The sequence below is a fragment of the Bradyrhizobium sp. P5_C12 genome (assembly GCF_054049735.1).
The window spans coordinates 76,630-88,484 of record NZ_JBFULU010000032.1 but is presented as its reverse complement, the minus strand read 5'-3'; the positions used below and the strand labels follow the sequence as shown (position 1 = coordinate 88,484).

Here is an 11,855-nt window from a genome sequence, read left to right as displayed (position 1 = left end):
GTCCTACCGCTTCATGGTGCTGGAGCAGCTCGCCGAGATCGGCATCGAGGCCGACGTGATCCTCGAGCCGATGCGGCGCGACTCCGGACCTGCGATCGCCGCCGGCGCCGTGTTCGCGCAGAACCGCGCCGCTGAGGCGATCGTGCTGGCGCTCGCCGCCGACCAYGTGGTGCAGGACAAGGCCGCCTTCGTCGCCGCGTGCCGCGARGGYCTTGCCGCCGCGGGCACCGGGCGCATCGTCACCTTCGGCGTCAAGCCGGAGCGGGCGGCGACCGAATACGGCTATATCAGCCCGGGCGAGGTGATCTCGGGCGAGGTGCACGCGGTCGCGCGCTTCGTCGAGAAGCCGGATGCCGTGAAGGCCGCCGACTACGTCAATTCCGGCTATCTCTGGAACAGCGGCAACTTCATGTTCCCGGCCGCCCTGCTGCTCGACGAATACCGCAAGGTCGATGCTGCGAGCGTGGAGGCGGTCTCCAATGCGGTCASCAAYGCCGGCCGCGATCTCGGCTTCGTGACGCTGGAGCCGGAGGCGTTCGGYGCRGYGAAGGCGATCTCGATCGACTACGCGGTGATGGAGAAGACGTCGCGCGCCGCCGTGGTGCCGGTGTCCTGCGGCTGGTCCGACGTCGGCTCCTGGCACGCGGTGTGGGAATTGTCGGAGAAGGACGCGSAGGGCAATGCCGCGCACGGCACGGCSGTGTTCGAGGAYTCCCGCAATTGCAACGTCACCACCGATGCCGCGCTGGTCGCGCTCGAAGGCGTCGACGACCTCGTCGTGGTTGCGACGGCSGACGCGGTGCTGGTCTCGCGCCAGAAGGATGCCAACGGCCTGAAGCGCCTGGTGACCAGGCTCAAGGCGGTCGCSCCGAAGGTCACCGAGGAGCATCTCAAGGTGCATCGGCCCTGGGGCAGCTACCAGTCGGTCGACAATGGCGAGCGCCACCAGGTCAAGCGCATCGTGGTCAAGCCGGGCGGGCGGCTGTCGCTGCAGAAGCACCATCACCGCGCCGAGCACTGGATCGTGGTCCGCGGCGCCGCCCGCGTCACSGTCAACGAGACCGTGAAGACGGTGCACGAGAACGAGTCGATCTACATCCCGATGGGCGCGGTGCACCGGATGGAGAACCCCGGCAAGATCATGCTGGAACTCATCGAGGTCCAGACCGGCAGCTATCTCGGGGAAGACGACATCATCCGGATTGAAGACGACTATCAAAGGTCGTAACCAGCGAGCTCCGAATCACGTCATCCGGGCCGAAACAGCGGTCTCTTTCAGGGGCTTAAGGCCCGGGGACGTGTAATTGTTTGAATCAAATCGTGTCCGGAGCGCTAGCCGGGCATTCGCCACAAATGTGGCGCCCGTGCTAGAAGCGGCCCGGGGTTTTGCGTTGAATCGGGGTTCGATCAGATGAGTTCCAAAGGGTCTCAGCCGGCAAAGGCCGGCTTGCGCGTCGGCGTCGTCGGTGCCGGCGTGATGGGCAGCAACCACGCGCGCGTGCTCGCGGGCTTGCCCGGCGTCAGCCTGGTTGGTGTGGTCGATCCGTCGCCGGCGCACCTCGCGCGCACCACCGAGCTTGCCAACTGCCAGGGTTTCGAGACGCTCGACCAGCTCCTCGCCGAAGGCGTCGATGCCGTCACCATCGCGGCGCCGACCCATCTGCATCACGAGGTCGCGCTCGCCTGCATCGCCAGGAACATCCACGTGCTGGTCGAGAAGCCGATCGCGTCCACGGTCGCGGAAGGGCGCGAGATCGTCGCCGCCGCGCAAAAGGCCGGCGTGACGCTGATGGTCGGCCATGTCGAGCGCTTCAATCCGGCGGTCGCCGCGGTCAAGCAGGCGATCGCCGGCGAGGACATCCTCTCGATCGCGATCACGCGCGTCGGCCCGTTCCCGCCGCGCATGTCCAATGTCGGCGTCGTCATCGACCTCGCCGTGCACGACATCGATTTGATCCGCTGGTTCACCGAATCCGACATCGTCGAGGTGCAGCCGCAATTGTCGAGCGCGGTCGCCGAGCGCGAGGACATCGCGCTGCTGCAGTTCCGCACGGCTAGCGGCGTGCTCGCCCACATCAACACCAACTGGCTGACGCCGTTCAAGGCGCGCAGCGTCACGGTCGCGACCCGCGGCAAATACGTGATGGGTGATCTCCTGACGCGCCAGGTCACCGAATGTTTCGGCTTCAAGCCGGATGGCAGCTATTCGATGCGGCATCTGCCGGTCGGCCACGACGAGCCGCTGCGCGCCGAGCTGATCGCATTCCTCAGGGCTGTCCGCCACGGCGAGATTCCGGCGGTGACCGGCGACGAGGGTGTTGCCAGCCTCGAGATCGCGACGCAGTGCCTGGAAACGCCGTCGCGGCCGGCGGCCACATCGCAGGCCCTCAAGGGGCCGCGCCGCGTCGCCGGCTGACCCCGTTTCCATGTCGACCGCTCAAACCTCGCAAGACAATCAGCAAGGCGCCATGAACCAGCATCTGCGTTCCGATCCCATTCCCTTCATCGATGTCGGCTCGCAGCGCCGCCGGCTCGGCGCCTCGCTCGATGCGGCCGTCAAGCGCGTGCTCGACCATTGCCAGTTCGTCAACGGCCCTGAAGTCGCCGAGCTCGAGAAGCAGCTCGCGGCCTATAGCGGTGCCAAGCACGTCATCGGCTGCGCCAGCGGCACCGACGCCATCCTGATGGTGATGATGGCGAAGAATGTCGGGCCCGGCGATGCCGTGCTGTGTCCGTCGTTCACCTTCATCGCAACCGCCTCGCCGGTGGCGCGGACCGGCGCGACGCCGGTCTATGTCGACGTGGATGAGGCGACCTTCAACATGAGCCCGGAGTCGCTCAAGCGCGGCATCGCGGCTGCTCGCAAGGCCGGCCTGAAGCCGGTCGCGGTCATTCCGGTCGATTTGTTCGGCCAGCCCGCCGATCACGATGCCATCGCCGAGATCGCCAAGGCGGAAGGCCTGTTCGTGCTCGATGACGCCGCCCAGGGTTTTGGCGCGAGCTACAAGGGCCGCAAGCTCGGCACCTTCGGGCTCGCCACCGCCACCAGCTTCTTCCCGGCAAAGCCGCTCGGCTGCTTCGGCGACGGCGGCGCGATCTTCACCGACGACGACGAGCTCGCCGCCACGCTGCGCAGCATCCGCGTGCACGGCCAGGGCGTCGACAAATACGACAACGTCCGCCTCGGCCTGACCGGCCGGCTCGACACCATGCAGGCCGCGATCCTGATCGAGAAGCTGACAATTTTTGACGACGAGATCGCCGCCCGCAACAGGGTCGCGGAGCGCTACGCGCGCGGCCTGTCGAATGTCGTCACGGTGCCGCGCCTCGCGCCCGGCAATACCTCGGTCTGGGCGCAGTACACCATCCGCCTGCCGAAGGGGACCGATCGCGACGGCTTTGCCGCCGCACTGAAGGCCCAGGGCGTGCCGACCGCGATCTATTACGGCAAGTCGATGCATCAGCAGACCGCCTACAAGCAGTATCCGGTCGCCGACGGCGGCCTGCCGGGCTGCGAGAGCCTGTCGCAGGACGTCATCAGCCTGCCGATGCACGCCTATCTGACCGAAGCCGACCAGGAGCGAATCATCGCGGCCGTCCGCGGCGCGATTTCGGGCTGATTTTCGTCGCTGCTGGTTGGCTTAACCTCTCCCGCTTGCGGGAGAGGTCGGCGCGTAGCGCCGGGTGAGGGTTCTCTCCTCTGGGGGAGTCTTCTTTGTTGAGACACCCTCTCCCCGACCCTCCCCCGCAAGCGGGGGAGGGGGCACATCTCCACCTCGGCTAGCATCTAGACCTAATCTCGCCATGCTCTAAAACAGACGCATGCTCGGACGTATCTTCACGGTCGGTGGTTACACGCTGCTCTCGCGGCTGACGGGATTTGCCCGCGACATCATGCTCGCGGCGATCCTCGGCGCCGGGCCCGTGGCCGACGCCTTTTTCGTGGCGCTGCGGCTGCCCAATCATTTCCGTGCGATCTTTGCCGAGGGCGCCTTCAACGCCGCCTGGGTGCCGGCTTATGCCCATGTCCATGGCGAGAAGGGCGAGGCGTCCGCGCGACTGTTCGCCGACCGCATCTTTACGCTGCTGCTGGCCTCGCAAATCGTGCTGCTGATCGTCGCCTGGTTGTTCATGCCGCAGGCCATGAGCATTTTGGCGCCCGGCTTCAGCGAGGATGCCGAACAGCGACATCTCGCAATCGAGCTGACCCGGATCACCTTTCCCTATCTGCTGCTGATCACGCTGGTGACGCTCTATGGCGGCATGCTCAACGTGATGCAGCGCTTTGCCAGCGCCGCCGCCGCGTCGATCTTTCTCAACGTCGCGATGATGATGACGCTGGCGCTCGCTGCCTGGTTTCCGACCGCGGGCCACGCCGCGGCCTGGGGCGTCCTGATCTCGGGCTTCCTGCAATATTTCCTGCTCGCGGGTGATCTCGCGCGCCATGGCGGCCTACCGCGTTTTGCACCGCTCAAGCTCGACGAAGACGTCCGCGGTTTCTTCAAGGCGCTGGGGCCGGCGACGCTGGGCTCGATGGGCACGCAGGTCGCGCTGTTTGCCGACACCATCATCGCCACCTTCCTGCCCGCGGGCGCGCTGTCGGCGCTCTATTATGCCGACCGCCTCAACCAGCTGCCGATCGGCGTCATCGGCATCGCCATCGGCACGGTGCTGCTGCCGGAGATGTCGCGGCGGATCACCGCCAACGACCACGACGGCGCCATGAAGGCGCAGCGCCGCGCCTTCGACTTCACGCTGCTGTTCTCGATCCCGTTCGTGGCGGCCTTCCTCACCGTGCCCGACGCGATCATGCGCGCGCTGTTCGCCCGCGGCGCATTCTCGAAGGCCGATGCGGCCGCCGCCGGCGCCACGCTCGCCGCCTATGCGATCGGGCTGATTCCCTTCGTGCTGATCCGCAGCGCGGTCGCGACCTTCTATGCGCGCAAGGACACCGCGACGCCGGTGCGCGCCTCGCTGACCGGCATCGCGGTCAATGTCGCGCTGAAACTCGCCTTGATGGGGTCGCTGGCCCAGATCGGCCTCGCGCTCGCGACCGCCGTCGGCGTCTGGACCAATCTCTTGCTGGTGCTGTTCTTCGCGGTGCGGCGAGGCTTTCTCGAATTCGACCGCGCCTTCGTGCAATCGCTCGCCAAATTCGTTCTGACCGGCCTGATCCTCGCCGCCGGCCTGTGGCTGACCGCGCATTTTGGCGCGGTCTATTTCTCGACCATGCCGCATTTCCGGGACGAAATGACGCTGGCGCTGCTGATGATCTGCGGCACATTCATCTACGCCTTCTGCATCCTCGTCCTGTTCGGCCGCGGCTGGCTGTTCACGCTGGTGCGCGGTTAGGCGTGTATCAATAGGCTGGTTATCCCGCTCTGCCTACGAAAGCGGACCTGTAGCGAACGAGAGTGCGCGCAGAGCTTTATTCGAAAGTACGTTTCTCGTTCGTTGTGCTCACGTAGATGTCGCCGGAAATCATATGGCCAATTCCGCGAAGATCGTCGGGACTGCCGACATACTGCTGGCCCGCAAGTTGTGCGCCGCTGGAGACGTCCCAGAGCCGAAACTCGACTTTGATGCGGTCATCGGGTTGACGGGTGATGCGGCCGGCGATCAGTGCCTGTGTGCTGGTTCTACGCCAATCGGAAAATTCAGGCGGCACGTCGATATTCACGTTCTTTTTGGAGAACGCCACCTGATCTACTAACTCGAACGGGCCGGCTTGCTTGAGGTCGGAAGCAATGGTCTGCGAGAGTGATTTGGCTAGTTCAGTCTCCGAAGGGCCGGCAGCGACGAAGTCAGGCAACGCTATCCGCACCGGCTGAACAAATCGAATAACGGGACGCTTAAGGAAAGGGTCGGCGCCCGCTGGTGCGCTGATCGCAATGGCCATGGYGGCAGCGATTATTCCAAAGCGCATCACAATGCCCTCAGAAGACAATCCCGGGAGTAGAGGTAAGCATTCGGGCAGAATTTAGTGCACGTCCGCGTAGGCCCGCATAGTGCCGCCGCAATGGGTTCGCCTCCAGGATGCAAGTGGCCTCCGCACATCCCTTGATTTTGCGCGATCGCTGTGGTAAAGACGTCCCATGATGAAATCGTCGTGCAACGTCAACTTCTCGCACATGACCCGCTTCGGCTGGGCCGTGGAAGGAGTCGTGCGCTAGGAATTCGACGACGACATCTTTTCACCATGGCCCCGCCGGCATCGGACGGGGCTTTTTCTTTGGCCACGCTCCCTGCCGGCACAAAAAAGCAGGAGCATCCGATGCCACCCCAACAGACGAACATCGCAGGGGGCGATGCCGCGAGGCTCCGCCTCGACCTCTCCATCGTCTTAAGCCTGATCAAGCGAAATTGGCGTGCGTTTCAGCAGCGGCGCCACGGCCAACGAGTCACGTTGCAGGACCTGAGTGACAGGGAGCTGATGGATATCGGCTTGACGCGTGGCGAGATCGACTACTTCACGCCCGAACGCGCAATAGACAGGCTTAGAGATGGCGCGACGGGCCTGTGGGGCCGTGGTGTGATGTAACGGACCATAAATCTCTGCCTACGCGATCCCGCGCCATTACAATAGAAAGGTGGCGATCATGACGTCACAGGTTGCTATTGCTCAGGCGGACGTAGAAGTCCGGCGATTGACTGTCGATGATCTGGATCTCCTTCGCGAAATTCGCGCGGAGGCGCTTCAGAAGTACCCTCAAACGTTCGGTTCTCCTGAAGAGGACGAAGGGGGTGAAGCGATGCTGATGGCTTATTGCCATTGGCTCAGCGGCACTATTCTCGGCGCGTTTGAATCCGGGAGCTTGATCGGCGTCGCGGGCTTCTATGTCTCACCCGACAAGAGATCGCAGCACCGGGGACAAATCTTCACGGTCTATGTAAGAGAAAATCATCAAGGAAAAGGTGTCGGAGATCGGCTCGTCAAAGAGATTCTTGCCCATGCCCAGGCACGTGTCGAACAGGTGCATCTTGCCGTCTTGTCGACAGCAAGCGCTGCAATCAAGACCTACAAGCGAAATGGGTTCGAAGTCTACGGCACCGATCCTAGTGCTATCCGCATAGGTGATATCACGTACGACCAGTATCTTATGATAAAGAAATTCATCCGCTGAATTCGATTTGGCATGGCCTGGTTTGGCCGGAAACCGAGCGCAGCGACGGAGCGCCGAATCATCGGGCCCACGGGAAATGAGCGTACTTCAGCCTTTCCAAGCAAATTCCGGTGACCGCCGAGCGTTGCTTTTCCCGGCCTGCGATCACTGTGCTTGGCTAAAGCCGTTTGCGTTGCCACTTGTTCCACGGCAATATGCCGGCAAAACAACCATGAGGACGGGACGAGAAAATGGCAGCTCCCATCAAGTTCGGCGTTGGCCAAAGCGTGCTGCGCAAGGAGGATGACGCGCTCATCCGCGGCAAGGGCCGCTATACCGACGATTATGCGCCGCAGGCCGTGCTTCGCTGCCTGATGCTGCGCTCGCCGCACGCGCATGCCAAATACACCATCGATGCGGGCCGCGCCCGCACGCTGCCCGGCGTCGCGCTGATTCTGACCGCGGACGATGTTGCGGATCTCGGCAATCTGCCCTGCCTGTTCAATCTCGAGACCGATCCATTCACCGGCCCGCCTTACCCGATCCTGGCCAAGGACGAGGTGCGCCATGTCGGCGATTCCATCGCCTTCGTGGTCGCCGAGACCATCGACCAGGCCCGCGACGCGATCGAGGCCATCGAGGTCAAGTGGAGCCCGCTGCCGGCGGTGACCGGCGTCGTCAACGCGGTGAAGAAGGGTGCGCCGCAGGTCTGGCCGGACAAGGCCGGCAATGTGCTGTTCGACGTTTCGATCGGTGACAAGACAGCGACCGAAGCCGCGTTTGCGAAAGCGCATGCGGTCGCCGAAATCTCCATCGTCAATCCGCGCGTGGTCGCGAGCTTCATGGAGACGCGCGCCGCCGTCTGTGAATACGACGCCAAGGCCGATTATCTGACGCTGACCGTCGGCAGCCAGGGCAGCCACCGCCTGCGCGACATCCTCTGCCAGAACGTGCTCAATATCCCGACCGAGAAGATGCGGGTGATCTGCCCCGATGTCGGCGGCGGTTTCGGCACAAAGCTGTTTCCGTATCGGGAATACGCCCTGATGGCGGTCGCCGCGCGCAAGCTGAAGAAGGCCGTGAAATGGGCGGCCGATCGCTCCGAGCACTTCATGGGCGATGCGCAGGGCCGCGACAATGTGACCACCGCGAAGATGGCGCTTGCCGAGGACGGCAAGTTCATCGCCATGGATTGCGACCTGATGGGCGACATGGGCGCCTATCTGTCGACCTTCGGGCCCTACATTCCGCATGGCGGCGCCGGCATGCTGCCGGGCCTCTACGACATCCAGGCCTTCCACTGCCGGGTGCGCACCATCTTCACCCACAGCGTGCCGGTGGATGCCTATCGCGGCGCGGGCCGCCCCGAGGCGGCCTATGTCATCGAGCGCCTGGTCGATGCCTGCGCCCGCAAGCTCGGCATGACGCCCGACGCGATCCGCCGCAAGAACTTCATCCAGCCGAAGGCGCTGCCGTACAAGACCGCCACCGGCAAGGTCTACGATTCCGGCGATTTCGCCGCGCATCTGAAGCGCGCGATGGAGATCGGCGAATGGAAGGAGTTTTCCAAGCGCGCCAAGCTCGCCAAGAAGCAGGGCCTGATCCGCGGCATCGGCCTGGCGAGCTATGTCGAGATCTGCGGCGTGATGGGGGAAGAAACCGCCAATGTGCGGCTCGACCCCAATGGCGACGTCACCGTCCTGATCGGCACCCAATCGAGCGGGCAGGGCCACCAGACCGCCTACGCGCAGATCGTCGCCGAACAGTTCGGCTTGCCGCCGGAGCGCGTGCACGTCCGCCAGGGCGACACCGCCGAGATCGCGACCGGCCTCGGCACCGGCGGCTCGGCCTCGATTCCCACCGGAGGCGTCTGCGTCGAGCGCGCCTCGGGCGAGCTCGGCAACAAGCTGAAGGAATTCGCCGCGCAGGCACTGGAAGCGAGCATCGGCGACCTTGAAATCACCGACGGCGTGATCCGTATCGCCGGCACCGACCGCTCGATCTCGTTTGCCGATCTGGCCAAGCGGCCCGGCGCCGATCCATCGAAGCTGAACGGCAGCGCGACCTTTGCCAGCGCCGACGGCACCTATCCCAACGGCACTCATCTGGCGGAGGTCGAGATCGATCCGGCCACCGGCATCATCAAGATCGTCAACTATGTGATCGTCGACGATTTCGGCAAGACGCTCAATCCGCTGCTGCTGGCCGGGCAGGTGCATGGCGGCGCCATGCAGGGCATCGGCCAGGCACTAATGGAGCAGGTGATCTACGGCGCCGGCGACGGCCAGCTCATCACCGCCACCTACATGGACTATGCGCTGCCGCGGGCGGCCGACGGGCCGTCCTTCGTGTTCGAGACCGCCAACGTTCCCTGCAAGACCAATCCGCTGGGGGTAAAGGGGGCGGGCGAGGCCGGCGCGATCGGCTCCTGCCCGGCCATCGTCAACGCCATCGTCGACGGGCTCTGGCGCGAATACAAGATCGACCACATCGACATGCCGGCGACGCCCGAGCGGGTGTGGATCGCCATCAACGAGCACCATCGCCGCCACAGCCTCTAGGCCATGATCTCCGCGCGCGGGAATAAACGCCCGCCGCGGGGTTCTAGTCAGCGGTGGGCCATGCCTCCCGCAAGGCGCGGCCTCCTCCCCAAACCGTCTGCGAGCCCGGAGAAAAACACCTATGAAACGGACGATGATTGTCGTGAGCACCCTGCTGCTGGGTGCGGGCGCCGTGATGGCGCAGCAGGAGCTTGCCGTTCAGCAGGACAATCTGATGCGCTCGATCGCCAAGAACCAGTATGGCGTCATCCAGAAGATGACGAAGGGCGAGATCCCCTTCGACCAGAAGGCCGCCGATCAGGCCATCGCCAACATCGAAGCCGACGTCGCCAAGATCGCAAAAACCTTCGAGGTCAATCCCAAGCAGGACGTGGTGAACGCCACCTACGGCGCGTCACCAAAGGTCTGGCAGAACAAGGCCGATTTCGACGCCAAGATCCCGCCGGTGCAGAAGGCGATCGCCGACGTCAAGGGCAAGATCACCGATCTGGCGAGCCTCAAGGCCGCCTACACCAGCATCAACGACCGCTGCACCGACTGCCACGAGACGTATCGGGTCAAGCTGAAGTAGCGCCCGACATTTTCCCACGCTCGACCTCGTAGCCCGGATGGAGCGCAGCGAAATCCGGGAAGCGTGCGCGAGCCGTTAGGTCTGCCCCGGATTGCGCTGCGCTCCATCCGGGCTACGGGACTCATGACCAGCCGCAGAGTCGGCGCGCGCAGCGCGGCAGAAAATTCTGTTCGCAAGGCCTGACGGATCGCTGTCGGAGTGGTTATCTTCGCTCAAGCCGCGGCGGCGTTGATTCGACCTGCTGGATGCCGGCGCATCTCGCTCCTGACCGCCTCACTCCACGGAGTTCCAACGCGCGGCGAGGATCTGAATCAAGACAGCGAGGCAGGCCATGGTCAAACCGTTTCCGTCGAAGACCCACATTGGCAACCATATGCTGCATCCCGAAACGCTGATGCTGACCTATGGCTATGATCCGCAGCTGTCGGAAGGCGCCATCAAGCCGCCGGTCTTCCTGACCTCGACGTTCGTGTTCAAGACGGCCGATGACGGGCAGGACTTCTTCGATTTCGTCGCCGGCCGGCGCGAGCCGCCGGAAGGCATGGGCGCGGGCCTGGTCTATTCGCGCTTCAACCACCCCAACAGCGAAATCGTCGAGGACAGGCTCGCCGTCTATGAGCGCACCGAGAGCTGTGCGCTGTTCTCATCCGGCATGGCGGCCATCGCGACGACGATCCTCGCTTTCATCCGCCCCGGCGACGTCATTCTGCACTCCCAACCGCTCTATGGCGGGACCGAAACCCTGCTGACGAACACGCTCTCGCGTCTCTCGGTCGGCGCCGTCGGCTTCGCCGACGGGATCGACGAGGCGGCGGTGAAGCAGGCTTCGGAGGAGGCCATGCGCAAGGGCCGGGTTGCGATGATCCTGATCGAAACCCCGGCCAATCCGACCAACGGCCTGGTCGACATCGCGATGATCCGCAGCATCGCCGACGCGATCGGAAAGGCCCAGGGACACACGCCGATCATCGCCTGCGACAATACGCTGCTCGGGCCGGTGTTTCAGCGGCCGATCGAGCATGGCGCGGACCTCTCGCTGTACTCGCTGACCAAATATGTCGGCGGCCATTCCGACCTGATCGCGGGCGCGGCGCTCGGCACCAAGGCGATCATGAAGGGCATCAAGGCGCTGCGGGGCGCCATCGGCACCCAGCTCGATCCGCATTCCTGCTGGATGATCAACCGGTCGCTGGAGACGCTGAGCCTCCGCATGGAGAAAGCCGATAACAATGCGCGCCTCGTGGCCGATTTCCTGCGCGATCACGCCAAGGTGGCGAAGGTCCACTATCTCGGCCATCACGAAGGCGCCTCGCCGGCCGGACGCGTGTTCGCGAGGCAATGCGTCGGCGCGGGGTCGACGTTCTCGTTCGACATCGCCGGCGGCAAGGCGGCCGCGGTCAAATTCCTCAATGCGCTGCAAATCTTCAAGCTCGCGGTGAGCCTCGGCGGAACCGAGTCGCTTGCCAGCCTGCCGGCGACGATGACCCATTCCGGCGTTCCGGCCGACATCCGCCAAAAAATCGGCGTTCTGGATTCCACGATCCGGCTGTCGATCGGCATCGAAAACCCGTCGGACCTGATCGCGGACCTGACCTACGCGCTGAGCGGGGCCTAGCGGGG

Annotated in this window: 10 protein-coding genes; 9 read left to right on the top strand and 1 reads right to left on the bottom strand. The window is 64.2% G+C overall.

Features of this window, described 5'->3' with window-relative positions; genetic code table 11:
- The 4 genes from ACXJMY_RS25590 to murJ all read left to right on the top strand — a co-directional run.
- Nucleotides 1-1,228: mannose-1-phosphate guanylyltransferase/mannose-6-phosphate isomerase (locus ACXJMY_RS25590; RefSeq protein WP_456622120.1), on the top strand; the 1,228-nt coding region annotated here is incomplete at its 5' end.
- A 183-nt stretch (nucleotides 1,229-1,411) separates the two neighbouring features.
- Nucleotides 1,412-2,416: a Gfo/Idh/MocA family oxidoreductase gene (locus ACXJMY_RS25585; RefSeq protein ID WP_456622119.1), complete on the top strand. Its 1,005-nt coding sequence runs from the start codon at nucleotides 1,412-1,414 to the stop codon at nucleotides 2,414-2,416.
- Between the two features lie 52 nt (nucleotides 2,417-2,468).
- Complete coding sequence (locus tag ACXJMY_RS25580) at nucleotides 2,469-3,620, top strand: DegT/DnrJ/EryC1/StrS family aminotransferase (protein WP_456622118.1); 1,152 nt, start codon at nucleotides 2,469-2,471, stop codon at nucleotides 3,618-3,620.
- Nucleotides 3,621-3,822: 202 nt separating this feature from the next.
- Entirely contained in the window at nucleotides 3,823-5,352 is a 1,530-nt protein-coding gene (gene murJ / locus ACXJMY_RS25575; RefSeq protein WP_456622117.1) for a murein biosynthesis integral membrane protein MurJ, read from the top strand.
- Nucleotides 5,353-5,428: 76 nt separating this feature from the next.
- Here the strand turns inward: murJ and ACXJMY_RS25570 are convergent, their stop codons facing one another.
- A complete protein-coding gene (locus ACXJMY_RS25570) occupies nucleotides 5,429-5,899 on the bottom strand; it encodes a hypothetical protein (protein WP_456622116.1) in 471 nt (156 codons plus the stop codon).
- 375 nt (nucleotides 5,900-6,274) lie between these two features.
- Between ACXJMY_RS25570 and ACXJMY_RS25565 the strand changes: the two genes are divergently transcribed.
- The 5 genes from ACXJMY_RS25565 to ACXJMY_RS25545 all read left to right on the top strand — a co-directional run bounded on the left by ACXJMY_RS25565 (nucleotide 6,275) and on the right by ACXJMY_RS25545 (nucleotide 11,850).
- On the top strand, nucleotides 6,275-6,541 hold the full coding sequence (locus ACXJMY_RS25565; RefSeq protein WP_456622115.1) for a DUF1127 domain-containing protein: 267 nt from the start codon (nucleotides 6,275-6,277) through the stop codon (nucleotides 6,539-6,541).
- A 58-nt stretch (nucleotides 6,542-6,599) separates the two neighbouring features.
- Nucleotides 6,600-7,124: an N-acetyltransferase family protein gene (locus ACXJMY_RS25560; RefSeq protein ID WP_456622114.1), complete on the top strand. Its 525-nt coding sequence runs from the start codon at nucleotides 6,600-6,602 to the stop codon at nucleotides 7,122-7,124.
- A gap of 230 nt (nucleotides 7,125-7,354) precedes the next feature.
- On the top strand, nucleotides 7,355-9,664 hold the full coding sequence (locus ACXJMY_RS25555; RefSeq protein WP_456622113.1) for a xanthine dehydrogenase family protein molybdopterin-binding subunit: 2,310 nt from the start codon (nucleotides 7,355-7,357) through the stop codon (nucleotides 9,662-9,664).
- Between the two features lie 121 nt (nucleotides 9,665-9,785).
- Nucleotides 9,786-10,235: a c-type cytochrome gene (locus tag ACXJMY_RS25550; RefSeq protein ID WP_456622112.1), complete on the top strand. Its 450-nt coding sequence runs from the start codon at nucleotides 9,786-9,788 to the stop codon at nucleotides 10,233-10,235.
- Between the two features lie 331 nt (nucleotides 10,236-10,566).
- Complete coding sequence (locus ACXJMY_RS25545; protein ID WP_456622111.1) at nucleotides 10,567-11,850, top strand: cystathionine gamma-synthase family protein; 1,284 nt, start codon at nucleotides 10,567-10,569, stop codon at nucleotides 11,848-11,850.
- Nucleotides 11,851-11,855 lie beyond the last annotated feature (5 nt).